Raw genomic sequence first — 25,432 nt, 5'->3', positions numbered from 1 at the left:
ATCTGACAGCTCCGTCTGGCTGGCAACGTCGAAAAATTTCACCTGCGCATTTAAAGCCCATTAGAGCGAGACGAATTCTCGACAAGTCCTACGCCACACCCGGACAATAGCGCCCTGCAGACAGGAGCCCCTCATGCGCCGCTTGTTTTTACTGTTAATGATGTTTTGTACGTTACCCGCATGGGCAGACAACCTTGATGATCTGTTTACGGTCGCCGGCTGGCCGCAGCAACGCGCGCATTTCAATGATGCCCTGAGCGCCGCTCAGCAGCGCTACAGCAACAATCTGCCGCCTGCGGTCTACCAGGCTCTGGTCAACAACAGTAACCAGCGTTTTGCCCCTGAGGCGATGGACAAACGGGCCAGGGACCAGATGCGCAAAAACCTGCCCGATCCAAATCCTGCCCTGAGCTTTTTTCAGTCACCGCTGGGCCGCAAGATCGTGGCCGCCGAACTGCTGGCCACCCGCCGCGATCAACTGGCCAAGCACGCGCAAGGCTTGCCACGCATGGAAGCCAGCGCCACCCGTCAACTGCTGATCAATCATTTATCCCGCGCACTGCCTGCCCGTGAAGCCGGGGCGGAAGTCAGCCTGGCCATTGCGGGCGTTGCCGCTGACAGTTTGAGCTCAATGATCCCGGGGTTGCTGGGGGGCGGTCAGGCCCAAAGCATGTTGAATGGCCAGCGCCAGCGGTTGATGGACCAGATCGCAGGTGAGCTGGATAACACGTTGCTCTACGTGTATCGCGACCTGTCTGACCCGGAACTGGAAGAATTCGTCACCTTTGCTGAATCCCCTGAAGGTAAAACCTATTACCAGGCGGCTCTGGCCGCGATCCGCGCCGGGCTAGCGGTCGGGCAAAGTACTTCAAACCTGACCCAGTAGCCTTACAACCGCACCTTCAGGATCACTGCCAACTTCAAAAAAACGTATCCAGAAAGGCGAAATACTGAGCACGTATTTCTGCGGTTTCATTCGCCAGATGGTGCCGTGCTTCAGGCAGTAACAGCACCTGCGGCTGCTTGAACCTGGTCTTCAATACTTCAAGGTTATGTTGCCAATCCACCGTCTTATCGGCCTGACCCTGAATCACCAACGGCTGGCGCACACTCGGTGATGCACCTTCAATACGCGGAATCCAGCGCGCCAGCGCCCCCACCCACGCTGTTGGCAAACGGATCGGCTGCAGCGGATCGGCTTGCAGAAACGCCAGAAAATCCGGGTCGTTGGAGTTCTCGCTAAAGCGCCGGGCAATGCCGCTGACGAAAGGGCGCAGTAAGTAATAACTGAACTTTGACCAGCCCCAGCCTTTGGGCCGAACCAGCGGCGAGAGCAAAATGGCCTGACCCTGAGCCGGGCTTTGTTCGCCGTGATTCAGCAAGTGATCGAGGACGATTGCCCCTCCCGTGCTTTGCCCGCACAGGTGCCAAGGCTGCGGCAATTGCAACGATTGCGCCTCGATAAACAACCCTTGCAGCACCGCCTGGTACTGCGCGAAATCGTCGATGCTGGCCCGCTCGCCACTCGACAGCCCATGCCCCGGAAGGTCACAGGCAATCACCACAAATCCCCGGTTCAACCCCCACTCGATCACATGCCGATACAGCCCCATGTGGTCATAAAAACCGTGAATCACAAACAGGGTTGCCACTGGCGGAGCGTCGGGCCACCACACTTGGCTCACCAGTTCGAAGCCCTCCGCGCTAAAGCGCCCCAACTGACGTTTGACCGCCGCCTGACGCTGAGGAAAATCCAGCCCATAAAAGTGCTGATATGCCAGACCCTCTCTCGATAACGGCTGACCCGCCACCAACGGCTTTAAGCTGGCGCGCAAGGTATCGGGGGCAAACGGGGCAGGCATAAGGGCTTCCAGACAGGGCGCACGAGCGCAAAACAGGCTTTATAGACCATCGATATTCATCTGTCAGGTCAGGCATGGCAAGCTACGCGACCTTCAAGGAGCTTTTGCATGCCGGTGCCCACGTTGAAAACCCTGCTGGCCTGTCTGCTGACGCTGATCTGCTCAGTGGGGTTGTGGCTCGCTTATGACTGGTTTCAGGGCCGCTACATTCGCGCCTTCAGCGATCAAACAGCGCTATTTGCAGGCGACGTACTGAGCCTGCCCGCCGAACTGTCCGGCCCGGGCGCCATTCGCGTGGTGCACTTCTGGGACCCGGCCTGCCCGTGCAATGTGGGTAACCAGCAGCATCTCAGCGAACTGCTGGCCCATTACGTACCGCAAGGCGTCGAATTCTATTCCGTGCAAAAGGCCGGCACCCAAGGCCAATTGCCATCCACCTTGGGCGCGATCAAACCCTTGGCCAACCTGCCCGGCGCCGAGCGCCTGAGCGCTAGCCCGGCCGTGGCCATCTGGGACCGTAGCGGCCAACTGGCCTACTTCGGCCCTTACAGCGAAGGCGCCACCTGCAACGCCAGCAACAGCTTTATCGAGCCGATCCTGCAAGCCCTGAGCGAAGGCCGCCCGGTCAAGGCCACCCACACCATGGCCGTGGGCTGTTACTGCTCGTGGCAGGACGATCACACCGCGCGTTGATAGCGTTGCGGCGTACATGAGCCGAACAAGGAGTAGTTCCATGAAACGCAGCCTGACCATCATTGCCCTAGTCGTTGCGTCCCTGGCAGGCGGCGGGTTCTGGTACGTGCAAAGCAAACTGCCGACACGCCAGGGCCAAGTCGAACTGACTGCACTTCAAGGGCAGGTCACGGTGCGTTATGACGAACGGGGGGTGCCGCATATTCGGGCGGGAAACCAGGCTGACCTGTACCGCGCCCTTGGTTATGTGCAGGCCCAGGACCGGCTGTTTCAGATGGAGATCATGCGGCGTCTGGCTCGGGGCGAGTTGGCCGAGGTGCTGGGACCCAAGCTGGTCGATACCGACAAATTGTTTCGCAGTCTGCGCATCCGCGATCGGGCGGCCAGTTACCTGACTGAACTGGATACTCAGTCCCCGGCTTTTTTGGCCTTGCAGGCGTATCTGGACGGGATCAATCAGTATCAGGCCAACAACACCAACCCCGTTGAGTTCGACCTTCTGGGCATCACCCCACGGCCCTTTACCGCCGAAGATACCATCAGCGTCGCCGGGTACATGGCCTACAGCTTTGCTGCCGCCTTTAGGACCGAACCGTTGCTGACGTATGTGCGCGATCAACTGGGCAACGACTACCTGAAAATCTTTGACCTCGATTGGCAACCCCAGGGCGTATTGGCCCCGGCACTGGCGGCCAGCGACTGGAAAACCCTGGGCGCGCTGGCCCAACTCAGTGATCAGGCCCTGAGCCAGGCAGGTTTACCGCAATTTGAGGGCAGCAATGCATGGGTGGTCGCGGGCAAACGCACCCAAAGTGGCAAACCGCTGCTGGCAGGCGACCCGCATATCCGCTTTTCGGCGCCATCGGTATGGTACGAAGCCCAACTTTCGGCACCGGATTTTGAGCTGTACGGCTACCACCAGGCCTTGGTTCCGTTCGCCTTTTTGGGCAACAACCGCGACTTCGGCTGGAGCCTGACCATGTTCCAGAACGACGATCTGGACCTGATCGCCGAGAAGACCAACCCCGAGAATCCCGATCAGGTCTGGTACCACGGTCAGTGGGTCAACATGACCAGTACCGAGCAACAGATTGCCGTCAAAGGCCAGGCCCCGGTCACGCTCACACTACGCCAATCGCCTCACGGGCCGATCATCAACGACGTGCTGGGCGCAACGGCGGGTAACACGCCGATTGCGATGTGGTGGGGTTTTCTGGAGACGAAAAATCCGATCCTCGAAGGCTTCTACCAGCTCAACCGTGCAGACAGTCTGAGCAAGGCGCGAACGGCCGCGACCCTTATTCAAGCACCGGGGCTCAATCTGTTGTGGGCCAACACCCAGGGCGATATTGGCTGGTGGGCAGCAGCCCAGTTGCCCAAGCGCCCGGCTGGGGTTAATCCGGCATTCATTCTGGACGGCAGCACCAACCAGGCTGACAAGGACGGTTTCTACCCGTTCAGCGCCAACCCCCAGGAAGAAAACCCGGCACGAGGCTATATCGTGTCGGCCAACTTCCAGCCGCTATCGCCTGCTGGCATCGAGATTCCCGGTTACTACAATCTGGCGGACCGTGGCCAGCAGCTAAATCGCCAGCTCAGCGATAACAGCGTGAAGTGGAACCTGAAAAATAGTCAGGCCCTGCAACTGGGTACCGCCACCGACTACGGCCAGCGTGTGCTCAAACCCCTGTTGCCGGTACTGCGCGACGTGGTCAGCGATCCGGCCGAACGTCGATTGGTGGAGCAACTGGCGCAATGGAAAGGTGATTACCCGCTGGACTCGACTGCCGCCACCGTATTCAACCAGTTCTTGTACAGCCTCACTGAAGCCACCATGCGCGATAAATTGGGCGATGCCTTTTTTGACACCATGCTAACGACCCGAGTGATCGATAGCGCCTTGCCGCGCTTGGCTGCAACCCCGGACTCACCGTGGTGGGACAACCGCACGACACCGCAAAAAGAGAGCCGCGCTGACACGGTCAAAGTGGCCTGGCAGGCCAGCATTGCCCACTTGAAGGCCGTCCTGGGCGACGACCCCGGGCAATGGCGCTGGGGCCGCGCCCACACCCTGACCCACGAGCACCCGCTAGGGCGACAAAAGCCTCTGGACTGGCTGTTCAATGTCGGCCCCTTCGCCGCCCCCGGTAGCCACGAAGTGCCGAACAACCTTAGCGCCAAACTCGGCAACGCACCGTGGCCGGTGACCTACGGCCCATCAACACGGCGCCTGATCGACTTTGCCGACCCGGCCCACGGGTTGACCATTAACCCGGTGGGGCAAAGCGGCGTGCCCTTCGACAAACACTACCGGGATCAGGCCGAGTCCTACATCGAAGGGGACTACGACAAGCCTCATATGGATGAAGCCGAAATCCAGCTCAACACCCGCAGCACCTTGCGGCTGATACCGGTGCGGTGAGTTGGGTGGCAAATGTTCTGTAGCCGCTGAAGAGCGCAGCGAGGCTGCGTTCGGCGGCGTAGCCGTCGAAAACCGGACACTGCACCGTCTCAGGAAAACCCGGATGGAGGGTTTACGGTCGCTGCGCTCCTCAGCGGCGACACATCACTTTTGGCTAGCGCAGTGCGTAATCCAGCACGATCCCCACAAAAATCGATAAGCCTGCCCAGTGGTTGTGCAGGAAAGCTTTAAAGCAGCGCTGCGGATCACGGTCGCGGGTGTACCAGAATTCCCACACAAAGCACGCCGCCGCACCGAGCAGGCCGAGGTGGAACCAGCCCCCCAGCTCAAAGTGCGAACCTGCCAGCAGCAGACAGCCCAGGGCCAGGCCTTGCAAGCTCAGGATGATCACGCGATCGGCATCGCCAAACAGAATCGCAGTGGATTTGACACCGATTTTCAGGTCGTCTTCACGGTCCGTCATGGCGTAGTAGGTGTCGTAGCCCACCGTCCACAACAGGTTGGCGATGTACAGCAACCACGCCGCAGCGGGCAGGCTGCCGGTTTCGGCCGTGAACGCCATCGGTATGCCCCACGAGAATGCAGCACCCAGTACCACTTGCGGGTAGTAGGTGTAGCGCTTCATGAACGGGTAAGTGGCAGCCAGCGCCAGTGCGCCGAATGACAACCAGATGGTTGGCGCATTGGTGCACAGCACCAGCAGGAAACTGAGCCCCATCAGCAAGGCAAAAAACACCAACGCCTCTTTGCTGCTGATTTTTCCGCTGGCCATCGGCCGTTGTTCCGTTCGTTTTACGTGCCCATCCACCTTGCGATCGGCAAAGTCGTTGATCACGCAACCCGCCGCTCGCGTCAGGATCACGCCGAAGACAAAGATCAGCAGGTTACTCAGCGAGGGCACACCCTTAGCGGCAATCCACAGTGCCCACAGAGTCGGCCACAGCAGCAGGTAAATGCCGATGGGTTTGTCCATACGGGTCAGCTGGATGAAGTCCCAGGCACGAGGGTTGAGGCGGTTGAGTGATTTGAGCAGGCGCAAGTACATCAGTTGTTCTCCGACCGGGCACTGAGGGCGGCCCACAGTTTGGGTAAAAACACTTCGGCCACCAACACACTCAGTGCGCCACGCACAAAGCGCGAGCGGCGGGCCCACAGGTGATCGGCCTGGTCGGCCAGTGGTAACCAGTGGCGCGGGTAGTGACACACCTGCAGCGCGCCGCGTTCAAAGGCCTGATCGCTAAACAGCAACTCGCCCAATGAACGGGTGCCGAGTTCATCCATGTTCAGGCCGCCATCCTCCAGCGAGCTTTTGGCCGCCACGCTGCGGGCAAACACCCACGGCTGGCCGTGCCCTCGCAAATACACTTCACGTACCCAGCCCTGAATGCCCTCGGGCAGGTCAAGCGCAGCACATTCGTCAGGGCGCAACTCTTGCCAGCCTTCAAAAAGTGGCTGAACGCTGAAGGAATCGTCTGAAATCGCAGTGAGACGCCGGGTCAGTGAGCCCTCATCAAACAGCCAGTCGAACGTGTGTGTGTCAGGCAGGGCGCGAAGTTGGCCTTGCTCAAGCCAGACGGGGGAGACAAGCGCAGAAGTTATGTGCGGCACAGTGGGTCATAATTGGCAGCCATTGAGGTCGGCGAGCTTATCACGCTGGTCCTTGATTGAGCGGCCTTGGGCCCTTTGGCAGTATTGGTGCTTGCATCTGCCGGTGGTCATCAGTACAAAACGCCCTGAATTTGACGAGCAACACGGCGGGTCTTTAGAAGTCTGTGGTCTCGTCCAAGCCTGAACCTTTAGGAAGTACCCCGATGAAAAAGTGGCAATGCATTGTATGTGGACTGATTTATAACGAAGCCGACGGTTGGCCGGACGATGGCATCGCCCCAGGCACCCTGTGGCAAGACGTGCCAGAAGACTGGCTGTGCCCGGACTGCGGCGTCGGCAAAATGGATTTCGAGATGATTGAAATCAACTGATCGCCCCTTTAAAACCTGATTCACCCTTTGGAGATTGGAATGAACGCACCTGTCGTGATCGTTGGTACCGGGCTGGCTGGCTATAACCTGGCCCGCGAGTTTCGCAAGCTGGACAGCGAAACCCCGCTGCTGCTGATCACCGCCGATGACGGCCGTTCCTACTCCAAGCCCATGCTGTCCACCGGCTTCGGCAAGAACAAGGAAGCCGATGGTCTTAGCATGGCAACGCCCCAGGCCATGGCCGAGCAACTCAAGGCCCAGGTACGCACCCACACCCGTATCAGCGGAATCGATCCTGGCCACAAGCAATTGTGGATCGGCGAAGAGGCCGTGCCGTATCGCGACCTGGTCCTGGCATGGGGCGCACAAACGGTGCAGGTGCCAGTGGAGGGCGATGCCCAGGGCGCCATCTTCCCGATCAATGATCTTGAAGATTACGCGCGCTTTCGGGAAGCCGCGGCAGGCAAGCACCGGGTACTGATCCTGGGGGCCGGGTTGATCGGTTGCGAATTTGCCAATGACTTGATCGCGGGGGGATATGAGGTCGATCTGGTGGCGCCTTGCGAGCAAGTGATGCCAACCCTGTTGCCTGCTGCTGCCGCGGCGGCGGTGCAGGCTGGCCTCGAGAGCCTGGGCGCACGCTTTCACCTGGGCCCGGTCCTGACTCGCCTGCAACGCACCGATGCAGGACTGGATGCGCATTTGTCGGATGGCAGCGTAGTCCCGTGTGATGTCGTCGTGTCAGCCATCGGTTTGCGCCCACGCATTGATATGGCAGCCGCGGCCGGGATCAAGGTCAATCGCGGGATTGAGGTGGATCGCCAGCTTCAAACTTCGCACCCCAACATCTACGCGCTGGGTGACTGTGCCGAGGTCGATGGCTTGAATCTGTTGTACGTGATGCCGCTCATGACGTGTGCTCGCGCACTGGCTCAAACGCTGGCAGGCAACCCGACGACGGTCAATTACGGGGCAATGCCCATCACCGTCAAGACCCCGGTTTGCCCGCTGGTGGTGTCTCCTGTTCCACGCGGCTGCGACGGCGTGTGGACCGTGGAAGGCCAGGGAGCAGATATCAAGGCGTTGTGCCGCGACGCGGATGGCAAATTGCTCGGTTATGCCCTGACCGGCGAAGCCGTTCGCGAAAAACTCGCGCTGAACAAAGAGCTGCCTGCACTTTTGGCGTAAACACTGCGCACTCTGTCGGATATGGCACTGCCTTGGCTCAACAAAGCCTGTGCGAAGGCTGGCGCCGGCCTTGGCCGCGTGCCATCCTCACACCGGTCTGCCGCAGTTTAGAGCCTGCGGCGCCTTGGGCGCTGCTCCGTAGAGAGCAGCACGGACATAACAACAAAAAACCGTCAAAGAGGCTTCATCATGCGTAAACCAGATCTCGCCGCCGCTATTGCTGAAAAGGCCGACCTCACCAAAGAACAAGCCAACCGCGTACTCAATGCCGTGCTTGAAGAAATCACCCAGGCCCTGCATCGCAAAGACAGCGTCACGCTGGTCGGCTTCGGTACCTTTATTCAGCGTCATCGCGGTGCCCGTACCGGACAAAACCCGCAAACCGGTCAGCCGGTCACCATCAAGGCCAGCAACACGGTCGCGTTCAAGCCGGGCAAATTCCTCAAGGACAGCGTTAATCCTTAAGGCACTGGCGACATGAAGAATGGGCAAGCTGGCGATGCTAGCGGCCCATTCTTGACTGCAAACGGATCGATTGTGCGGCCATAAGCGGCAAAACCTACCCCATCTACGCCCATACCTGCAGATATATAGCGTTCTTCGCTCAAATCGTTAAACTGCGCCGGCCATTTTTTTATTCCCCCGAGGCCGCGTACATGAAATTTCGTTTTCTGCTCTGGATGCTGGGCTTTCTAATGAGCAGAGCCAGCCGTAAGAACCCCGCCTTTGCGCAGCAACTGGCTGACAAGGATCTGGTGTTCCAGCTGCAAACCCTCGACGGCAAAGTGGCTCGTCATTTCAAGGTCAAAAACCAGCGCATCATCAGCCACGGCGGCCTGTATCCGGAGCCTGCGTTTGCCATCGCCTTTAAAGATGCCGCCTACGGCTTCGCCACGCTGCAAGCGAAGAACAAGCAACTGGCGTTCATGACCGGGATTCAGGACAAGTCGATTCAGATCAAGGGCAACCCGGCGCTGGTGATCTGGTTCCAGGGCCTGACCAAATACCTCAAGCCGCGTAAAAAAGCCAAGGCTTAAGGTCCAGAGCCCCACCCCAACCCTCTCCCTCCGGGAGAGGGCTAGGGTGGGCTTTCAGTGATTCAGGCCTGACCGAACTGCGCCGCCATCTCGCGCAGTAACACTTCAGCCTCCAGCACTTTACTGACCACCGCTTCGGCCTTGTCGCGGGTCACACCTAAACGCTCAAACAGCGCATCCGGTATCGGGGCACTCGCACCGTGCCCAATGCCGTGATTTCGCAGTAACCCCAGCGCAAGACACACCAGATTCGGGTACGCAGCATCTGTGCCGATGTAAGCCGGATCATGTTGAAAGCGCACCGCGATCGCCAGCTCGTCAGGCATCCCCCAGAACCGCATCAACCAGGCTCCCATTTGCTCACGGCTGATGCCCAGCAAGTGCTGTTCAATCAGGCTGTGGCTGACGTGGGGGTTGACCTCAAGATGACGGCAAATCAGCGAAAAATGCGGCGGAAACACATAGGCCAGCAACAAGTAACCAAAGTTGTGCAACAGCCCGCCCAGGTAGGTCATGCCGACTTCAGGGCGTTGTTCCCGAGGCATGGCGCGGGTCAGCCCTTCAATCACCGCTGCGGTGTAGATCGACTGCTGCCAGTAGGGCGTACTCGATTGAGGATTGTCCTTGGGCAGGCTCAGGCTCTTGCCCAGCGACAGGCTCAACGCCAGGTTGATCACCAGATCGACCCCCAGCACCCGCACAATGGCATCTTCGACCGAGCGAATCTTGCTCTGTGACGCGTAGTACGACGAGGACGCCCAGCTCATGACTTGTGCCGCCAGTGCCGGGTCGGTTTCGACAACACTGGTGATCTCATCGATGGTGACCTCGGGGTCGGACCGTAGCCGCATGATTCTGCGCACGCTCTCTGCCAGCGGCGGCAACTCGATGGTGGCTTCAAGCCGCTGCTGAATCCGTCGCGCCGTGAATGCCTGGACGGCTCGGGTAATGGCCTCGCCGTCGTCCCCTGCGTAATCAAGTTTGATCGCACTCAGGGGCTCGCCAAAACCACCCACGCTGGCGTTCTTGAGCAGGCGTTTGAAGTCTTCCCGGGTAATTTCGAGCAACTGCCCCGGTTCACCGGCGCTGATCAGCAGCGTGGATTGTTGCAGCAATTGCTCTTCGTACAGGCAGGGCGAGTTGATCAGCGCGGGCAGGCCCGGCAACAGGCTCAGGCCCTGCTTGTCGAGCAGGGTCTGGAGGCGATCGGGCGCAAGGGCGGTCATGCGGCGCCCGATCAAGTCAGCCAGACGGTTCAAATCCAGCAAATGGCTCTGCGTGAACAGCACCATCAGGATGCCGACCGAGTCATCGAGCAGTACGGCCTGGACCTTGCGCGCAGGATCGAGCGCCGGGTGATCAGGGACTTCGCGATAGGCGATGGCCAAGTCACCGAGCAAGCGCCCGATAACAGACGGCGTGCTCGCAACGGCAGGGGCGCTGGCAACTTCAGTCATGATCTGCATCCGTTCTGTACAACTCAAATTTGATAAGCCGTTACTAGATCGGCAGCCGGGGCATTTACTGAATGGTGTTTTACACCTGCCCGTATTGCTGACCGTGACGCAGCCATCGATCCAGCAAAGGACTGACATGGCCGGGCCAGCGCTCAATCAACGCTTGGGCCGCCTCGCGCACGGCGGGCAGCAGGTCGGCATCGCGCATCAGGTCGGCAACCTTGAATTGTAAAAGGCCAGTCTGGCGGGTGCCGAGCATTTCTCCGGGGCCGCGCAGTTCAAGGTCTTTTTCGGCGATCACAAAGCCGTCGTTGGTCTCGCGCATGATGCCCAGACGCTGGCGGCCAATTTGCGACAGTGGCGGGTGATACAGCAGCACGCAATGGCTTGCGGCGCTGCCCCGGCCTACACGCCCACGCAACTGGTGAAGCTGTGAAAGGCCCAGCCGCTCAGGGTTTTCGATGATCATCAGGCTGGCATTGGGCACGTCGACGCCCACTTCAATAACCGTGGTCGCCACCAGCAACTGCAACTCGCCGGCCTTGAACTGGGCCATGACGGCCGCTTTTTCAGCCGCTTTCATGCGCCCGTGGATCAGGCCGACGCGCAACTCGCCCAAGGCACTGGAAAGGTCTTCGAAGGTGGTTTCAGCGGCCTGACAGGTCATCTCTTCGGATTCTTCGATCAGGGTGCAGACCCAATAGGCCTGTCGCCCCTCGGCGCAGGCAGCGCGCACCCGCTCAATCACTTCGATTCGTCGCGTATCGACCACCAGCACGGTGTTGACCGGGGTGCGGCCAGGCGGCAGTTCGTCGAGAATCGAGGTGTCGAGGTCGGCGTAAGCGCTCATGGCCAGGGTGCGCGGAATAGGGGTCGCGGTCATGATCAACTGGTGCGGGCACATCACGCCGCCCACGCCCTTGTTGCGCAGTGCCAGGCGCTGCTGCACGCCGAAGCGGTGCTGCTCATCGATGATGACCAGCGCCAGATTGTGGAACTGCACATGTTCCTGAAACAACGCATGGGTGCCCACAACCATGGGTACGCCACTGGCAATTTGCTCCATCGCCGTCACGCGGGCCTTGCCCTTGAGTTTGCCGGCCAGCCAGGCGACTTCAAGCCCCAAAGGCTCCAGCCAGCGCTTGAAGTTAATGAAGTGCTGCTCGGCGAGGATTTCCGTCGGTGCCATCAATGCCACCTGATACCCCGCCTCAAGGGCCTGCAGGGCAGCCATCGCCGCCACCACCGTCTTGCCGGACCCTACGTCGCCCTGGATCAGGCGCAGCATGGGCTCGGGCTGGCTGAGGTCATAGGCGATTTCGTTGCCGACCCGAGCCTGGGCTCCCGTCGGCGGGAAGCCCAGATTGGCCAGAAACTGCACCGGCAGTTTCGTAGCCTTGGGCAATGCTGGCGCCTGCTGGGAGCGCAAGCTCTCGCGCAAGCGCTGTTGGGACAATTGATGAGTCAGCAACTCTTCAAAGGCCAGGCGGTGTTGTGCCCAGTGATGGCCCAAGGCGAGTTCTTCAACATCGGCATCGGCGGGAGGCTGATGCAAATAACGAATGGCCTGATCCAGCGGGGCCAACTGGTAATCCTTGGCCAGCTCCGGCGGTAACCAGTCGGGCAGGCTGCGCGGGTCGAGCATGGCCAGGCTCTGCTGGCTCAGCTGGCGCAAGCGCTGCTGGGTCAGGCCTTCTGTGGTGGGATAAATCGGCGTCAGCGTGGTATCGACAGGCGGCGGCTCGTCACCGGTAATGGCGCGGTATTCGGGGTGGTAGATTTCCAGACCCGACGCCCCGGGCCGGGCCTCGCCATAGCAGCGCACTTCGGTGCCGCGCTTGAGGCTATCCTTTTGCGCATTACTGAAGTGATAGAAGCGCAGGCTCAGGCCGCCGGTGCCGTCGTTGATGCGCACCAGCAAGCTGCGACGCTTGCCCATGACCACATCAGCACCGATGACCCGCCCTTCAACCACCGCATCCTGACCAGGCCGCAAGGCACCAATCGGCACCACGCGGGTTCGGTCCTGATAGCGCAATGGCAGATGGAACAATACGTCCTGGACGTTTTCCAGTCCGACCTTGGCCAGTTTCTCGGCCATGGCCTCGCCCACGCCCTTGAGCGCGGTGACCGACACTTTCGACAACTCGGTCATCGGCAGACTTACTTCGCGGCAGGCGGCTTGGCCACCGAACACAGGCGGATCGAGTCGGCAAGGATTTCAATTGCCTTGGGCCGCGGGAAGCTGGCACGCCAGGCAATGGCGACCGTTCGAAACGGCACCGGTGGGGTCAACGGGCGCACGGCCAGGATGCCGGGAGCGTAATGGTGACTGTCCACGGCAGACAACGGCAGGATCGAGATACCCAGACCGGACGCCACCATATGGCGGATGGTTTCCAGCGAACTGGACTCAACCGTCGTGTGCATGGCGCCATCATTGCCTTTGGCAACGGTCGGGCATGCTTCAAGGACCTGATCGCGGAAGCAGTGACCTTCGCCCAGCAACAGCAGGCTCTTGTCGTTGAGCAGACTGGCGTCGATGGTCTCTTTTTTGGTCCACGGGTGCTCACTGGGCATCAGCACGTAAAACGGCTCGTCATAGAGCGGCAGAGTCAGGACGTCAGCTTCCTGGAACGGCAGCGCGATGATGATCGCGTCCAGCTCACCGTTGCGCAGTTTGTCACGCAGCACGTGGGTGAAGTTTTCTTCGATGTACAACGGCATCTGCGGGGCAACCCGGTGCAGTTGTGGAATCAGGTGCGGGAACAGGTACGGGCCCACGGTGTAGATCGCGCCGACCTTGAGAGGGGCCGTCAGCTGATTCTTGCCGGCCTGTGCCAGCTCGCGAATCCCTTGGGCCTGCTCCAGCACCTTTTGGGCCTGAGCCACGATGCTTTCACCGACCGGAGTGACGCGTACCGCACTTTTGCTGCGCTCGAAAATCAGCACACCGAGTTCGTCTTCCAGTTTTTTCACACCCACCGAAAGGGTCGGCTGGCTGACGTGACAACGTTCGGCCGCGTGACCGAAGTGTTGCTCTTGGGCGAGGGTAACGATGTAGCGTAATTCTGTAAGCGTCATAGCGTGCGTCCCTGTGGTTGCGGGCCAAGCATAGCGGCTGCAATCGATAGACGCACGTTATCAGACATTGCCCCAAGAGCTACAGTCGCTAATCAAAGGCAGGGCTGATTTATCTTGCTCGCAGATGCACAAAGGGCACCCTGAGGTGCCCTTTGCGGTGTTATCGCCGACGCTTATCGATGGAATAAACGAAGGGTGCCACGATCTCGATGCTGCCATTGGTCAGCATCTCGGGCGGCGGCTTGGGCAATGGCTGTGCCCGGCGAATCATTTCCAGGGTGGCCCGGTCCAGATCAGCATTGCCGGAACGTCCGACTAACTCGTAGGACAGTACCTTGCCTTCAGCATCCACTACGAAGCGCAGACGGTTCAGACCTTCCTTGCCACGGGATTGCGCAGCAGGCGGGTACTTCTTGTACTTGCCCAAGTGACTGAGCAAGGTGCCTTCCCAGCTGGCTTTGGCTGCCAGTTGTTGCGCAGACGGCCCCGGGGCCGGTGCAGCGGATTTCTCACTGGTGTTCTTGGTCGGCGTCGCGTCGCTGGGTTTCTCTTCGGAAGGTTTCTCTTTGACCGGATCCGGTTTTTCCACAGGCTTGGGCGGCTGAGGCTTTTGCTTGGGCTTGACCGGTTTAGGTACAGAGATCTTCGGCTTGGGCGCTTCGGCCAGCTTGGGTATCGGCAACTCTTCCACTGGCGCCGGCGGTTGTGGCGGTGTCACCACTTTTGGCGGCGCAGGAGGAGGCGGTGCCGGCAGTGGTGCCAGATCAACCATCATCGCTTGCGGCGGAAGTTCGATCGCGCGCGGGTTGGACCATTGCAGGGCAAGAATCACTGCCACTGCATGGACACCCAATACCACGGCCAGGCTGGTTGCGTAACGCGTCATCTTTTGGCGCGCTATGGTCATTTCTTGGCTGCCGTCTCAAGTCCGACCAGACCCACCTTCAAGTAACCAGCTGCGCGCAAAGCATCCATCACGCTCATCAAGTCACCGTAGTCCACGCCCTTGTCGGCCTGGAAGAAGATCGTCGTGTCTTTGTTGTTGTGGGTCCTGGCATCCAGGGTCGGGCCCAACGCTTCAACCGTGACCGGTTCTTCGCCCAGATACAGCCGCTGGTCAGCCTTGACGCTGAGGAACACGGGTTTCTCGGGACGAGGCGCCGGTTTGGCAGTTGAAGCTGGCAGGTCAACCTTGATATCCACAGTGGCCAGCGGTGCTGCCACCATGAAGATGATCAGCAGTACCAGCATCACGTCAATAAACGGGGTGACGTTGATTTCATGGTTCTCGGCGAGATCGTCATCGCCTTCTTTTAAATGCAGGCCCATGGCCGATTACCCCACTTTCACCATGTGCGGTTGCGAGCTACGCTCGGGCGGCAGGTGATCGAGGTCACGGCTAACCAACAGCAACACTTCAGCAGACGCATCCGCCACCTGGGCCTTGTAGCCGGTGATGGAACGGGCGAAAACGTTGTAAATCACTACCGCAGGGATCGCGGCAACCAGACCCAGCGCCGTGGCCAACAGGGCTTCAGCAATACCCGGCGCAACGACGGCTAGGTTGGTGGTCTGGGTTTTGGCGATACCGATAAAGCTGTTCATGATGCCCCATACCGTACCGAACAGACCGACGAACGGTGCGGTGGAACCGATGGTGGCGAGTACGCCCGTACCGCTGCTCATGTTGCGGCCGCAAGCGGCTACCAGACGCTCAAGACGGAAGCTCACACGCTCCTTGATGCCTTCTTTTTCACGGCTGTTGGCCGACAGGCGCATTTCTTCCAGGGCGTCCTGCACCAGCAGGTGGGCCAACGTACCTTCTTTGGCCGCTGTCTCACTGGCTTCTTTCAGGGTGCGGGCTTTTTTAAGGTTGGCGATTTCAACGCGCAGACGACGCTTGGCGCCCAGCACTTCAAAGCCTTTGGCGATCCCGATGGTCCAGGTAATGATCGAGGCGATGGCCAGACCGATCATCACGATTTTGACGACGATGTCCGCGTTTTTGTACATGCCCCAAGGCGACAGGTCATGGGCCATGCCCAGGCTGTTATCTTCTTCGGCAATAATTTGCGGCGCGTCATCAGCCGGGGCAACAGCACCCTCAACCAGTGTAGGATCAGTCGCACCCGGTGTTGCGACAGGTGCCGGGGCAGCAGCTTCAGTAGCAGCGGGTGCGGCAGGGGCAGCAGGTTCGTCGGCATAGGCCGCGACAGGTGCCAACATCAAGCTGAACATCAGCGCCACTACCCCACGCCAGACGCGTGATGGGCTCAAAAGCTGGGTTGGCGAAGCGGTGGAATGATTGCGTGTCATGCTAGCCGGACCTGAGGAAAGTAATGAGGTAATGCCCTACAACGCGGTGTAAGACCAGGGGCAAAATGATGCGTTATTATTGCAAGTAATTCTTGTTAACAAAAGCAATAGCATCTGTTTTTTTCGAAAGTCACGACTTAGGTCGTGTCAAATCACGTCGTTTTGTAACTTTTCATTAGGGATTTTGCGATGCCAAAAGCTTCTGTATTGATCGCCGGGTGCGGTGATATTGGCAGCCGCCTGGCCACTCGGTTGCTCGGCAGTGACTGGCAGGTATATGGCCTGCGACGCTCCATCGATCGTTTACCTGCAGGCGTCATCGGGGTGGCGGGCGACTTGTTCGGCGCGCAATGCCCGGCGCAATGGCCAACCGGCCAGATCGACTATCTGGTGTACAGCGCGGCGGCGACCGATCATGACGAGGCAGGTTATCAGGCAGCGTATGTCGACGGTTTGAAACACACCCTTAACTGGCTCGAGCAAAACGGCCAACGGCCTAAACGGCTGCTGTTCGTGTCCAGCAGCAGCGTTTTTGGCCAGAAGGACGGCGAGTGGGTTGACGAGACCTCCCCGGCCCAGGCGTCGAATTACTCTGGCCGCATCATGCTCGATGCCGAGCAGGTGGCGCTGAACAGTGCGCTGGCAGCCAGCGTAGTGCGCCTTACCGGGATCTACGGACCGGGTCGCGAGTGGATGCTGGGGCAGGTGCGCAAAGGGTATCGCGTGGCTGTCGATCCTCCACTGTATGGCAACCGGATCCATGCCGACGACGCCGCGGGCCTTCTGGCGTTTTTGCTTGAGGCAGATCGCGAGGGCAAAACCCTGGACGACACCTATATAGGCGTCGACAACGCACCGGTCCCCTTGGCTGAGGTGGTCGGCTGGTTGCGCGAACGTCTGGGGGTGACTGAGTGGGCCGAAGAGACAAGCACTCGCCGGGCCGGGAGCAAACGATGCAGTAACGCCCGCGCCAAGGCACTGGGCTGGGAGCCTCGATACTCAAGTTATCGCGAGGGCTATGCCGCGATACTGGACGGTAAAGCGTAGGTTTATGGGGAAACCGTAGCAGCTATTACAGTTTCTCCAGCAACCACTCACGCTGCCCCGGGTAAAACTGGGGCATGTCATCCGGGGCGGAAGCATCCAGCGCCTGGAAGATTTCCAGTTTGCGGCCATCGCGAACAAAAATGTGCGCCGCACCCATTTCACCTTGCTGCAACCAGAGGCTGTCGTACTCGCCACTCATCGATGCGCAATCGCCCGCCAGGCACAGCACGTAACCCTGGATGCCGGGCAGGCCTTGAAGCTTGCCGTCCGGGGTGAAAGTCACTTGATTGCCCTGGCCCATACCGCTGACCACACGCCAATTGCCGCCCATATAGGCAGAGTTGAGTGACGTTTCAAAGCTGGAGCCCAATGGCGCGTCGCTTGCAACACTGACACGCGAACGAACAAACGCCTGCCGGGGCTCTGCGTCGGTCTCGTCCTGAACAAGCGTTTCGCCATCCAGTCTCAGACCCGTAGCGCTGCTCCCATAAAAGCTGACCTGCCAACCACCATCGTCTGCGGGCAACAACTTGCCCTCAACAAGCTCAAAGCCATTGGTGTAGTAAGCCGTCGAATTTTTGGCATCGATGTCCCATTCAAGGTTCGGCCCATAGGCCAGCAGGGCTTCACGCAGGTTGCCGCCATTGGCAGCTGCGTCGATGGCGGCCTGATTGATCCAGACACCACTGATGTCGCGGTGGGCGGGTACGCTGGCACAACCACCCAAAACAAAAGTGAGCAGTGACAACACGAGCGCTTTGCGCATGGCGGGGTCCTTTGGAAACTAGGAGGAGCGGGGGTTGGCGCAGCATGAAAACGCTGCGCCGAGGGGGTTACTCAATAACCAGAATAGCGTCCATCTCTACCTGCGAACCCTTTGGCAGGGCTGCAACGCCGATGGCGGCGCGGGCCGGGTACGGCTGTTCGAAGTACGTACCCATGATCTCGTTGACCTTGGCGAAGTGGCTCAGGTCCGTCAGGAAGATGTTCAGCTTGACGATGTCCTTGAACGACCCACCAGCGGCTTCAGCTACCGACTTCAGGTTTTCGAATACCTGAATGGTCTGGGCCTCAAAGCCTTCAACCAGTTCCATGGTTTTTGGGTCCAGCGGGATTTGACCGGACATGTAGACAGTATTGCCAGCTTTGATCGCCTGAGAATAAGTACCGATTGCAGCAGGTGCCTTGTCGCTGGTGATAACAGTCTTGGTCATGGGTGACTCCTTGTAATTAGTTGGCTACGCACGCATACGAGTGATGCGGATTACCCCGGTAAGGGCGCGCAGTTTTTTGATCACGCGAGCCAGGTGCACGCGGTCGTGCACGCTGACTACCAGTTGGACCACGCTGATGCGACCATCGCGTTCGTCCATGCTGATCTTTTCGATGTTGCCGTCGGCGGCGTTGACGCTACTGGCCAGCAGCGCAATCAGGCCGCGCTGGTGTTCCAGCTCGACGCGCAATTCGACGTTGAATTCGCCGGTAACGTCCTTGGCCCACGAAAGCTGGATGCACTTTTCGGGGTTATGGCGGATTTCACTGATATTGCGGCAGTTGTCCAAGTGCACAACCATGCCTTTACCCGCCGACAAATGGCCAACAATCGGATCCCCCGGGATCGGCGTACAACATTTGGCGTAGCTGAGCACCAAACCTTCTGTACCGCGAATCGCCAGCGGACCTTCAGGGCTCGGCAGAGCCTCGCCTTCGCCCAACAGACGTCGAGCAACCACGTAAGCCATGCGATTGCCCAAGCCGATGTCTTCGAGCAGGTCTTCAATTTGTTCCAGACGGTATTCCTGGAGCATCGCCTGAACGCGCTCGGCCGGGATTTTGTCCAGCGAGCTGTTAAAGCCGTTGAGCACCTTGTTCAGCAGGCGTTCGCCCAGGTTGACCGACTCGGAACGACGCTGCAGCTTGAGGGCATGACGAATGTGCGTGCGCGCCTTGCCGGTGACCACAAAGTTGAGCCAGGCCGGATTGGGCCGGGCGCCGGGCGCACTGACGATCTCGACCGTGGAGCCACTTTGCAGTGGTTCGGACAACGGGGCCAGGCGGCGATTGATCCGGCATGCAATGCAGCTGTTGCCGACATCGGTGTGAACGGCGTAAGCAAAGTCGACCGCTGTGGAGCCTTTGGGTAGCTCCATGATCCGGCCTTTGGGCGTGAACACGTAGACTTCGTCCGGAAACAGGTCGATCTTCACGCTTTCGATAAATTCGAGGGAGTTGCCTGCGCGCTGCTGCATTTCCAGCACGCCCTTGACCCACTGCCGCGCCCGGGCGTGCGTGCCCGTGTGCTGCTCGTCGCCACTGGACTTGTACAGCCAGTGGGCGGCGATACCGTTGTTGGCCATTTCTTCCATCTCACGGGTACGGATCTGAATTTCGATCGGTACGCCATGCATGCCAAACAGCGTGGTATGCAACGACTGATAGCCGTTGGCCTTGGGAATGGCGATGTAATCCTTGAAACGCCCCGGCAAGGGTTTGTACAAATTATGTACAGCACCTAACACGCGGTAGCAGGTGTCGACCTTGTCAACGATGATACGGAACGCATAAACGTCCATGATCTCGTTGAAGGCCCGACGCTTGCCGCGCATCTTCTTGTAGATGCCGTAGATATGTTTTTGACGACCGCTGACTTCGCCCTGAATGCCATCAATGGCCAGACAGTGACTGAGCGATTCTTCGATTTTGTTGACGATTTCCTTGCGGTTGCCCCGGGCGCGCTTGACCGCCTGATATATGCGCGCAGAACGCATCGGGTACATCGCCTTGAAACCGAGGTCTTCGAATTCGATACGAATGCTGTGCATACCCAGCCGATTGGCAATGGGTGCGTAGATTTCCAGGGTTTCCTTGGCAATCCGTCGGCGTTTTTCGCCGGACAGCACTTCGAGGGTGCGCATGTTGTGCAGACGGTCAGCCAACTTCACCAGGATCACGCGGATATCACGTGCCATGGCCATGGCCATCTTCTGGAAGTTTTCAGCTTGGGCTTCGGCTTTGGTTTCGAAGTTCATCTGAGTCAGTTTGCTGACCCCATCGACCAGGTCGGCCACGGTCTCACCGAACTGCGCAACGAGCGCTTCTTTGGCAATACCGGTGTCTTCGATGACGTCATGCAGCATGGCTGCCATCAGGCTCTGATGGTCCATATGCATATCGGCAAGAATGTTTGCCACTGCCAGCGGGTGCGTGACATATGGCTCGCCGCTACGTCGGCGTTGGCCGTCGTGGGCTTGCTCTGCGTAGAAGTACGCCCGGCGGACCAGATTGACCTGGTCCGGGCCGAGGTACGCCGACAAGCGATCGGCGAGGGCGTCTATGCTCGGCATGAGGAAACCTCCTGCCAAAACTTTTTACCCTTCGCCGTGCTACGTCGACCGGGCATAGGCTTAGTTCGCCTCGTTGGACTCGTCCTCGAACGCTGCGAACAGCGGTTCGTCTTCGACGATTTCAGCGTTGGCGATAAACTCGTAGCTCATCAGGCCTTCTGCGATTTCGCGCAGGGCAACAACGGTAGGCTTGTCGTTTTCCCACTGCACCAGAGGCTCTTTACCGCCGGTGGCCAGTTGACGGGCACGCTTGGTAGAGAGCATGACCAGCTCAAAGCGGTTATCCACGTGTTCTAGACAGTCTTCAACGGTTACGCGGGCCATGGTCTTCCTCGTAGCAAATGCAATATGCGCGCTGCCCGGATGGGCGAGCGGACTGAACAGTTTAAAAAATCACCAGCCATTAGGGAAGCGCTGATTTTTCGGGCACTGCACCAAAAACCCCTGTAAGCGCCAATGTAAAGCCCTTACAGGGGTTTTGGGAAGAGCTGTTTAACCGAGCAGTTCGGCCAGTAATTTGCCAAATCGCTGCTGCTGACGTTTTTGCTGGAGGCGATTGGCCCGAAAAATGGCCTTCAGATCCTCAAGCGCCAAGGCAAAATCGTCATTGATGATCAGGTAGTCATAGTCGACATAGTGGCTCATTTCGCTCACGGCTTCGCGCATCCGGCCGTCAATGATTTCATCGCTGTCCTGGCCGCGGTTATCCAGACGCTGACGCAAGGCCTCCTGGCTTGGCGGCAAGATAAAGATCGAACGCGCCTGCGGCATCAGCTTGCGGACCTGCTCCGCACCCTGCCAGTCGATTTCCAGAATCAGGTCATGGCCTTCATCCAGGGTCTGCTGCAAATGGCTTTGCGAGGTACCGTAAAGGTTGCCGAAGACTTCGGCGCGCTCCAGGAAGTCACCGTGCTCGATCATTTTCACGAACTCTTCGCGCTCGACGAAATGATAGTTCACGCCATTCACTTCACCCGGGCGCATGGCGCGGGTAGTGTGCGAAACCGAAACCCGGATCTGCGGCTCAACGTCGATCAGCGCCTTGACCAGGCTGGTCTTGCCTGCGCCCGAAGGGGCAGAAACGATATAAAGGGTGCCAGTGCTGTGGTTCATGTCAGGGGGTGCCTTACTCAATATTCTGTACTTGTTCACGCATCTGCTCGATCAACACCTTGAGGTTGACCGCTGCTTGGGTGCTGCGTGGATCGAATGCCTTGGAGCCCAGGGTATTGGCCTCACGGTTAAGTTCTTGCATCAGGAAGTCCAGACGGCGGCCCGCAGCCCCTCCCGACTTGAGCACGCGTCGCACTTCAAGAATGTGGGTGCTGAGGCGATCCAGCTCTTCGGCGACATCGCTTTTTTGCGCCAGCATGACCATTTCTTGCTCAAGACGCTGCGGATCAAGTTCGGCCTTCATGTCGGCAAAGCGATCGAGCACCTTTTGGCGCTGAGTGGCGAGCATTTGCGGCACCAGCTCGCGCAGGGTGTCGACGTCACCTTCAATCGCCGTCAAACGCTCGCTGATCAAACGGGCCAGCTCCGCGCCTTCGCGCTCGCGGCCGTTTTTCAGCTCCTGCAGGCCTTGCTTGAACAATGCCAAGGCCTGGGTATTCAAGGCTTGCGGGTCGCTTGCATCCGCCACCAGAACGCCAGGCCAGGCCAGCACTTCCAGCGGGTTGAGCGGGGCCGGCTGCTTGATCAGGCTGGCGATGGTCTCGGCAGCGGCTACCAGTTGCGCGGCACGTTCGCGATCAACCTGCAGCGGCTTGCCAGTGGTTTCTTCGGTAAAACGCAAGGTGCATTCCAGCTTGCCTCGCGAAATCCCCTGACGCAGTGCTTCACGCACTGCACCTTCGAGATCACGGAAAGATTCAGGCAGACGCAGGTGCGGCTCCAGGTAGCGGCTGTTGACCGAGCGCAGCTCCCAACTCAGGGTGCCCTGAGTGCCGGCGCTTTCGACGCGGGCAAAGGCGGTCATGCTATGCACCATGGACGGTACCTCGCGATTTAATGAATTAGGCCTGACGGCAATTAAGACCGCCGATTGTAACGCAGTGCAGCGGATGGCCCCAAATGACGTCGGTCGCAAATACGCTCATATGATGACAAACCGACGCTTCCTGCGCCGCCACGGCCTTTCCTTTATAATGCTCGGCAGTTTTCCGTCCCGTACAGGTATCCCACATGAAACGTCCAAGTGGTCGCGTTGCCGATCAGCTCCGCCCGATCCGCATCACCCGCAACTACACCAAACACGCAGAGGGTTCTGTACTGGTCGAGTTCGGTGACACCAAAGTCATCTGCACCGTCAGCGTCGAGAACGGCGTACCGCGCTTCCTCAAAGGCCAGGGCCAAGGCTGGCTGACTGCCGAGTACGGCATGCTGCCACGCGCTACCGGCGACCGTAACCAGCGTGAAGCCAGCCGCGGCAAGCAAGGCGGGCGCACCCTGGAAATCCAGCGCCTGATCGGCCGCTCCCTGCGCGCAGCACTGGACATGTCCAAACTGGGCGATATCACTTTGTACGTCGACTGCGATGTGATCCAGGCTGATGGCGGCACCCGTACCGCGTCCATCACCGGCGCCATGGTTGCACTGGTCGATGCACTGAAAATCATCAAAAAGCGTGGCGGCCTCAAAGGCGGCGACCCGATCAAGCAAATGATCGCAGCCGTATCGGTTGGCATGTACCAGGGTGTACCGGTCCTTGACCTGGACTACCCTGAAGATTCGGCAGCCGAAACCGATCTCAACGTTGTGATGACCAGCAGCGGTGGTTTCATCGAAGTTCAGGGCACTGCGGAAGGCGCGCCATTCCAGCCTGAAGAGCTGAATGCGATGCTCGCACTGGCACAAAAAGGCATGAATGAAATTTTCGCCCTGCAGCACGCTGCCCTGGCGGACTAAACGGCCGGATTGATTGTCAAAGCCTTCAAACGACCCACCGGAGAGCGCTATGAGTGAGCTGGACCTTTCAAAACCCCAACCGAGCCGCGACGCTCGTAAATGGGCCATGTTTTGTCACTTTTCGGCGTTTCTCGGGATGTGGTTTCCGTTTGGCAGCCTGATCGGCCCGCTGATCCTCTGGCAACTCAAGCGCGAGAGCGATCCCTTTATCGACGACCAGGGCAAGGAAGCACTGAACTTTCAGATCACCGTGGCGATTGCTTCAGCTATTTGCTACGTGCTGATGTTCATACTGGTCGGGTTCGCCTTGCTCGGTCTGGTGCTGATCGGCGCAGTGGTGCTGGTGGTGATCGCAGGCGTGAAGGCCAATGACGGGGTGGTATACCGCTATCCCTTCACCTGGCGCCCATTGAAGTAACACATTGACCTTGTGGAAGCGGGCTTGCCCGCGATGGTATCAACGCCAGCAAGCCCGCTCCCACATCGCCCGCCACCACAATGGGTTGCGCACAAAAAATGCCCGTATCGAACGATACGGGCATTTTTTATGACGGCGACAAACACTTAGATAGTCAGTGTCCAGTCGTAGTCCACGATCAATGGCGCATGTTGCGAGAACCGTGGCTGACGCGGCAAACGAGCACTTCGTACAAAGCGACGCAAGCCTGGTGTCAGCAACTGGTAGTCGAAACGCCAGCCCAGATTGAGCATCTCGGCTTGTTCGTTGTCCGGCCACCAGCTGTACTGATCGCCTTCACGACTGACTTCACGCAGGGCATCGACATAGCCCATGTTGCCGACAATCTCATCCATCCAGGCCCGTTCAGGCGCCAGGAAACCAGGCGATTGCTGGCTGTCACGCCAGTTTTTAATGTCGAGTTTCTGCTGCGCCACATACAGCGAGCCGCAGTAGATGTACTCACGACGTTTGCGACGCTGCTTATCAAGGTAGCGCGCAAAGTCGTCCATTAGCTTGAACTTCTGGTTCAAGTCTTCATCGCCGTTCTGCCCCGAAGGGAGCAGCAAGGTCGCGATGCTGACCTTATCGAAATCGGCTTGCAGGTAGCGCCCGTAGCGATCGGCCGTCTCGAAGCCAAGCCCAGTGATGACTGCTTTCGGTTGCAACCGCGAATACAAAGCCACACCGCCTTGGGCAGGGACTTCAGCTTCGCAGGCGTAAAGAAAGTAGCCATCGAGCTGGTAAGCTGGATCGTCCAGTTCAAAGGCGGAGGCGCGGGTGTCCTGCAGGCAGATAACGTCGGCATTCTGAGCTTGCAGCCAACTGAGCAAACCGCGCTCGACTGCCGTCTGAATACCATTGACGTTCACACTGATGATCCGCATAAATGGCCCCAAAAATCACGTGCGTGTATGATACACGCGGTCTTACTAATTAGCTAAATCCGTGGTATCTGGGGCTTTTTTCATGCAAGCGTATCAGCGCGACTTCATCCGTTTTGCCATCGATCGCGGCGTACTGCGCTTCGGTGAGTTCACCCTGAAGTCGGGGCGTACCAGTCCTTACTTCTTCAATGCCGGCCTGTTCAATACAGGTTCTGCGCTGGCTCAACTGGGGCGCTTCTATGCTGCTGCCATCGTTGACAGCGGCATTTCCTTCGATGTGCTCTTTGGCCCGGCCTACAAGGGTATTCCCTTGGCTGCGACCACTGCTGTAGCACTGGCCGAGCACCACGACCGCGACATGCCGTGGTGCTTCAACCGCAAGGAAGCCAAGGCCCACGGCGAAGGTGGAAGCCTGGTCGGATCGCCGCTCGAAGGTGACATCCTGATTATTGACGACGTGATCACCGCTGGCACCGCCATCCGTGAAGTCATGCAGATCATCCAGGCCCAAGGCGCCAAGGCCGCGGGGGTGATGATTGCCCTCAACCGTCAGGAGCGCGGCAATGGCGAGTTGTCGGCCATCCAGGAGGTCGAGCGCGACTTCGGCATTCCGGTGATCAGCATCGTGTCGTTGAACCAGGTTTTGCAGTTCCTGGCCGAAGACGAAACGCTACAACAGTACCTGCCTGCCGTTGAAGCGTACCGGGCGCAGTACGGGATTTAACCCCCGCCCATGACTCACTAGAAGCGTG

27 protein-coding genes are annotated in these 25,432 nt (G+C 59.0%); 11 read left to right on the top strand and 16 right to left on the bottom strand.

Features of this window, described 5'->3' with window-relative positions; translation table 11 throughout:
- Positions 1 to 133 precede the first annotated feature (133 nt).
- Positions 134 to 886, top strand: coding sequence for a hypothetical protein (locus tag RGV06_RS15435; RefSeq protein WP_322150403.1), 753 nt, complete (start codon positions 134 to 136; stop codon positions 884 to 886).
- A gap of 34 nt (positions 887 to 920) precedes the next feature.
- On the opposite strand, the gene RGV06_RS15430 is transcribed toward RGV06_RS15435, so the two are convergent.
- Positions 921 to 1,862 carry an alpha/beta hydrolase gene (locus RGV06_RS15430; protein WP_046809339.1) on the bottom strand — a complete coding sequence of 314 codons (942 nt, stop codon included), beginning with the start codon at positions 1,860 to 1,862 and terminating at the stop codon, positions 921 to 923.
- 108 nt (positions 1,863 to 1,970) lie between these two features.
- Between RGV06_RS15430 and RGV06_RS15425 the strand changes: the two genes are divergently transcribed.
- Positions 1,971 to 2,555, top strand: coding sequence for a DUF6436 domain-containing protein (locus RGV06_RS15425; RefSeq protein WP_322150399.1), 585 nt, complete (start codon positions 1,971 to 1,973; stop codon positions 2,553 to 2,555).
- Positions 2,556 to 2,595: 40 nt separating this feature from the next.
- Positions 2,596 to 4,977, top strand: a complete 2,382-nt coding sequence (locus RGV06_RS15420) for a penicillin acylase family protein (protein WP_322150398.1) — start codon at positions 2,596 to 2,598, stop codon at positions 4,975 to 4,977.
- A gap of 154 nt (positions 4,978 to 5,131) precedes the next feature.
- Here the strand turns inward: RGV06_RS15420 and ubiA are convergent, their stop codons facing one another.
- Together ubiA and RGV06_RS15410 are read right to left on the bottom strand one after the other, a co-directional pair.
- Complete coding sequence (gene ubiA, locus RGV06_RS15415) at positions 5,132 to 6,022, bottom strand: 4-hydroxybenzoate octaprenyltransferase (protein ID WP_046809336.1); 891 nt, start codon at positions 6,020 to 6,022, stop codon at positions 5,132 to 5,134.
- Positions 6,022 to 6,585: a chorismate--pyruvate lyase family protein gene (locus RGV06_RS15410; protein ID WP_019828177.1), complete on the bottom strand. Its 564-nt coding sequence runs from the start codon at positions 6,583 to 6,585 to the stop codon at positions 6,022 to 6,024. Before RGV06_RS15410 ends, ubiA begins: the two co-directional genes overlap by 1 nt.
- Positions 6,586 to 6,788: 203 nt before the next feature.
- Here RGV06_RS15410 and RGV06_RS15405 point away from each other — a divergent pair, with 203 nt between their 5' ends.
- From RGV06_RS15405 to RGV06_RS15390, 4 genes are all read left to right on the top strand, one after another.
- Positions 6,789 to 6,956, top strand: a complete 168-nt coding sequence (locus RGV06_RS15405) for a rubredoxin (protein ID WP_003437744.1) — start codon at positions 6,789 to 6,791, stop codon at positions 6,954 to 6,956.
- 39 nt (positions 6,957 to 6,995) lie between these two features.
- Positions 6,996 to 8,144 carry an NAD(P)/FAD-dependent oxidoreductase gene (locus tag RGV06_RS15400; protein ID WP_322150397.1) on the top strand — a complete coding sequence of 383 codons (1,149 nt, stop codon included), beginning with the start codon at positions 6,996 to 6,998 and terminating at the stop codon, positions 8,142 to 8,144.
- Positions 8,145 to 8,333: 189 nt separating this feature from the next.
- Positions 8,334 to 8,609 carry an HU family DNA-binding protein gene (locus RGV06_RS15395; protein ID WP_016782719.1) on the top strand — a complete coding sequence of 92 codons (276 nt, stop codon included), beginning with the start codon at positions 8,334 to 8,336 and terminating at the stop codon, positions 8,607 to 8,609.
- Between the two features lie 191 nt (positions 8,610 to 8,800).
- Positions 8,801 to 9,181: a hypothetical protein gene (locus tag RGV06_RS15390; RefSeq protein ID WP_019828180.1), complete on the top strand. Its 381-nt coding sequence runs from the start codon at positions 8,801 to 8,803 to the stop codon at positions 9,179 to 9,181.
- Between the two features lie 62 nt (positions 9,182 to 9,243).
- Here the strand turns inward: RGV06_RS15390 and RGV06_RS15385 are convergent, their stop codons facing one another.
- From RGV06_RS15385 to exbB, 6 genes are all read right to left on the bottom strand, one after another.
- Positions 9,244 to 10,638 (bottom strand): aminoacyl-tRNA deacylase and HDOD domain-containing protein, encoded by a 1,395-nt coding sequence (locus tag RGV06_RS15385; protein WP_322150396.1) that lies wholly within the window; start codon positions 10,636 to 10,638, stop codon positions 9,244 to 9,246.
- 79 nt (positions 10,639 to 10,717) lie between these two features.
- Positions 10,718 to 12,793 (bottom strand): ATP-dependent DNA helicase RecG, encoded by a 2,076-nt coding sequence (gene recG, locus RGV06_RS15380; protein WP_322150395.1) that lies wholly within the window; start codon positions 12,791 to 12,793, stop codon positions 10,718 to 10,720.
- 8 nt (positions 12,794 to 12,801) lie between these two features.
- Positions 12,802 to 13,722, bottom strand: coding sequence for a hydrogen peroxide-inducible genes activator (locus RGV06_RS15375; RefSeq protein ID WP_019828184.1), 921 nt, complete (start codon positions 13,720 to 13,722; stop codon positions 12,802 to 12,804).
- A 160-nt stretch (positions 13,723 to 13,882) separates the two neighbouring features.
- Complete coding sequence (locus tag RGV06_RS15370) at positions 13,883 to 14,629, bottom strand: TonB family protein (RefSeq protein WP_019828185.1); 747 nt, start codon at positions 14,627 to 14,629, stop codon at positions 13,883 to 13,885.
- Positions 14,626 to 15,051, bottom strand: coding sequence for a TonB system transport protein ExbD (exbD, locus tag RGV06_RS15365; protein ID WP_019828186.1), 426 nt, complete (start codon positions 15,049 to 15,051; stop codon positions 14,626 to 14,628). The genes RGV06_RS15370 and exbD overlap by 4 nt, the downstream gene beginning before the upstream one ends.
- Positions 15,052 to 15,057: 6 nt before the next feature.
- Positions 15,058 to 16,038 carry a tonB-system energizer ExbB gene (gene exbB, locus RGV06_RS15360; RefSeq protein WP_019828187.1) on the bottom strand — a complete coding sequence of 327 codons (981 nt, stop codon included), beginning with the start codon at positions 16,036 to 16,038 and terminating at the stop codon, positions 15,058 to 15,060.
- Positions 16,039 to 16,227: 189 nt separating this feature from the next.
- Here exbB and RGV06_RS15355 point away from each other — a divergent pair, with 189 nt between their 5' ends.
- Positions 16,228 to 17,085, top strand: a complete 858-nt coding sequence (locus tag RGV06_RS15355; protein WP_322150392.1) for an SDR family oxidoreductase — start codon at positions 16,228 to 16,230, stop codon at positions 17,083 to 17,085.
- 25 nt (positions 17,086 to 17,110) lie between these two features.
- On the opposite strand, the gene RGV06_RS15350 is transcribed toward RGV06_RS15355, so the two are convergent.
- The 6 genes from RGV06_RS15350 to RGV06_RS15325 form a co-directional block, all read right to left on the bottom strand.
- On the bottom strand, positions 17,111 to 17,851 hold the full coding sequence (locus RGV06_RS15350; protein WP_322150390.1) for a hypothetical protein: 741 nt from the start codon (positions 17,849 to 17,851) through the stop codon (positions 17,111 to 17,113).
- Positions 17,852 to 17,918: 67 nt separating this feature from the next.
- Positions 17,919 to 18,299: a RidA family protein gene (locus RGV06_RS15345; RefSeq protein WP_019828190.1), complete on the bottom strand. Its 381-nt coding sequence runs from the start codon at positions 18,297 to 18,299 to the stop codon at positions 17,919 to 17,921.
- A 24-nt stretch (positions 18,300 to 18,323) separates the two neighbouring features.
- Complete coding sequence (gene spoT, locus RGV06_RS15340; RefSeq protein ID WP_019828192.1) at positions 18,324 to 20,429, bottom strand: bifunctional GTP diphosphokinase/guanosine-3',5'-bis pyrophosphate 3'-pyrophosphohydrolase; 2,106 nt, start codon at positions 20,427 to 20,429, stop codon at positions 18,324 to 18,326.
- A 60-nt stretch (positions 20,430 to 20,489) separates the two neighbouring features.
- On the bottom strand, positions 20,490 to 20,753 hold the full coding sequence (rpoZ, locus tag RGV06_RS15335) for a DNA-directed RNA polymerase subunit omega (RefSeq protein WP_016782707.1): 264 nt from the start codon (positions 20,751 to 20,753) through the stop codon (positions 20,490 to 20,492).
- Between the two features lie 168 nt (positions 20,754 to 20,921).
- Positions 20,922 to 21,542: a guanylate kinase gene (gene gmk / locus RGV06_RS15330; protein ID WP_019828193.1), complete on the bottom strand. Its 621-nt coding sequence runs from the start codon at positions 21,540 to 21,542 to the stop codon at positions 20,922 to 20,924.
- Between the two features lie 13 nt (positions 21,543 to 21,555).
- The gene (locus RGV06_RS15325; RefSeq protein WP_019828194.1) at positions 21,556 to 22,419 is read right to left on the bottom strand and encodes a YicC/YloC family endoribonuclease; all 864 of its coding nucleotides are present in this window, start codon (positions 22,417 to 22,419) and stop codon (positions 21,556 to 21,558) included.
- Between the two features lie 194 nt (positions 22,420 to 22,613).
- Here RGV06_RS15325 and rph point away from each other — a divergent pair, with 194 nt between their 5' ends.
- Complete coding sequence (gene rph / locus RGV06_RS15320) at positions 22,614 to 23,336, top strand: ribonuclease PH (protein WP_019828195.1); 723 nt, start codon at positions 22,614 to 22,616, stop codon at positions 23,334 to 23,336.
- A gap of 49 nt (positions 23,337 to 23,385) precedes the next feature.
- Positions 23,386 to 23,754 carry a DUF4870 domain-containing protein gene (locus RGV06_RS15315; RefSeq protein ID WP_019828196.1) on the top strand — a complete coding sequence of 123 codons (369 nt, stop codon included), beginning with the start codon at positions 23,386 to 23,388 and terminating at the stop codon, positions 23,752 to 23,754.
- Between the two features lie 146 nt (positions 23,755 to 23,900).
- On the opposite strand, the gene RGV06_RS15310 is transcribed toward RGV06_RS15315, so the two are convergent.
- Positions 23,901 to 24,680 (bottom strand): exodeoxyribonuclease III, encoded by a 780-nt coding sequence (locus RGV06_RS15310; RefSeq protein WP_003437806.1) that lies wholly within the window; start codon positions 24,678 to 24,680, stop codon positions 23,901 to 23,903.
- A gap of 82 nt (positions 24,681 to 24,762) precedes the next feature.
- Here RGV06_RS15310 and pyrE point away from each other — a divergent pair, with 82 nt between their 5' ends.
- Positions 24,763 to 25,404 carry an orotate phosphoribosyltransferase gene (pyrE, locus tag RGV06_RS15305; protein ID WP_046810733.1) on the top strand — a complete coding sequence of 214 codons (642 nt, stop codon included), beginning with the start codon at positions 24,763 to 24,765 and terminating at the stop codon, positions 25,402 to 25,404.
- Positions 25,405 to 25,432 lie beyond the last annotated feature (28 nt).

The sequence above is a fragment of the Pseudomonas sp. CCI3.1 genome (assembly GCF_034313985.1).
GTDB lineage: Bacteria > Pseudomonadota > Gammaproteobacteria > Pseudomonadales > Pseudomonadaceae > Aquipseudomonas > Aquipseudomonas psychrophila.
Note: the sequence above shows the minus strand (reverse complement) of the source record. Positions and strands in the feature narration are given on the sequence as shown.

Bases quoted from the DNA above. Each gene is read 5' to 3' on its own strand.
- RGV06_RS15435 (WP_322150403.1), top strand. From the start codon at position 134: ATGCGCCGCTTGTTTTTACTGTTAATGATGTTTTGTACGTTACCCGCA.
- RGV06_RS15430 (WP_046809339.1), bottom strand. From the start codon at position 1,862: ATGCCTGCCCCGTTTGCCCCCGATACCTTGCGCGCCAGCTTAAAGCCG.
- RGV06_RS15425 (WP_322150399.1), top strand. From the start codon at position 1,971: ATGCCGGTGCCCACGTTGAAAACCCTGCTGGCCTGTCTGCTGACGCTG.
- RGV06_RS15420 (WP_322150398.1), top strand. From the start codon at position 2,596: ATGAAACGCAGCCTGACCATCATTGCCCTAGTCGTTGCGTCCCTGGCA.
- ubiA (WP_046809336.1), bottom strand. From the start codon at position 6,022: ATGTACTTGCGCCTGCTCAAATCACTCAACCGCCTCAACCCTCGTGCC.
- RGV06_RS15405 (WP_003437744.1), top strand. From the start codon at position 6,789: ATGAAAAAGTGGCAATGCATTGTATGTGGACTGATTTATAACGAAGCC.
- RGV06_RS15400 (WP_322150397.1), top strand. From the start codon at position 6,996: ATGAACGCACCTGTCGTGATCGTTGGTACCGGGCTGGCTGGCTATAAC.
- RGV06_RS15395 (WP_016782719.1), top strand. From the start codon at position 8,334: ATGCGTAAACCAGATCTCGCCGCCGCTATTGCTGAAAAGGCCGACCTC.
- RGV06_RS15390 (WP_019828180.1), top strand. From the start codon at position 8,801: ATGAAATTTCGTTTTCTGCTCTGGATGCTGGGCTTTCTAATGAGCAGA.
- RGV06_RS15385 (WP_322150396.1), bottom strand. From the start codon at position 10,638: ATGACTGAAGTTGCCAGCGCCCCTGCCGTTGCGAGCACGCCGTCTGTT.
- recG (WP_322150395.1), bottom strand. From the start codon at position 12,793: ATGACCGAGTTGTCGAAAGTGTCGGTCACCGCGCTCAAGGGCGTGGGC.
- RGV06_RS15375 (WP_019828184.1), bottom strand. From the start codon at position 13,722: ATGACGCTTACAGAATTACGCTACATCGTTACCCTCGCCCAAGAGCAA.
- RGV06_RS15370 (WP_019828185.1), bottom strand. From the start codon at position 14,629: ATGACCATAGCGCGCCAAAAGATGACGCGTTACGCAACCAGCCTGGCC.
- exbD (WP_019828186.1), bottom strand. From the start codon at position 15,051: ATGGGCCTGCATTTAAAAGAAGGCGATGACGATCTCGCCGAGAACCAT.
- exbB (WP_019828187.1), bottom strand. From the start codon at position 16,038: ATGACACGCAATCATTCCACCGCTTCGCCAACCCAGCTTTTGAGCCCA.
- RGV06_RS15355 (WP_322150392.1), top strand. From the start codon at position 16,228: ATGCCAAAAGCTTCTGTATTGATCGCCGGGTGCGGTGATATTGGCAGC.
- RGV06_RS15350 (WP_322150390.1), bottom strand. From the start codon at position 17,851: ATGCGCAAAGCGCTCGTGTTGTCACTGCTCACTTTTGTTTTGGGTGGT.
- RGV06_RS15345 (WP_019828190.1), bottom strand. From the start codon at position 18,299: ATGACCAAGACTGTTATCACCAGCGACAAGGCACCTGCTGCAATCGGT.
- spoT (WP_019828192.1), bottom strand. From the start codon at position 20,429: ATGCCGAGCATAGACGCCCTCGCCGATCGCTTGTCGGCGTACCTCGGC.
- rpoZ (WP_016782707.1), bottom strand. From the start codon at position 20,753: ATGGCCCGCGTAACCGTTGAAGACTGTCTAGAACACGTGGATAACCGC.
- gmk (WP_019828193.1), bottom strand. From the start codon at position 21,542: ATGAACCACAGCACTGGCACCCTTTATATCGTTTCTGCCCCTTCGGGC.
- RGV06_RS15325 (WP_019828194.1), bottom strand. From the start codon at position 22,419: ATGGTGCATAGCATGACCGCCTTTGCCCGCGTCGAAAGCGCCGGCACT.
- rph (WP_019828195.1), top strand. From the start codon at position 22,614: ATGAAACGTCCAAGTGGTCGCGTTGCCGATCAGCTCCGCCCGATCCGC.
- RGV06_RS15315 (WP_019828196.1), top strand. From the start codon at position 23,386: ATGAGTGAGCTGGACCTTTCAAAACCCCAACCGAGCCGCGACGCTCGT.
- RGV06_RS15310 (WP_003437806.1), bottom strand. From the start codon at position 24,680: ATGCGGATCATCAGTGTGAACGTCAATGGTATTCAGACGGCAGTCGAG.
- pyrE (WP_046810733.1), top strand. From the start codon at position 24,763: ATGCAAGCGTATCAGCGCGACTTCATCCGTTTTGCCATCGATCGCGGC.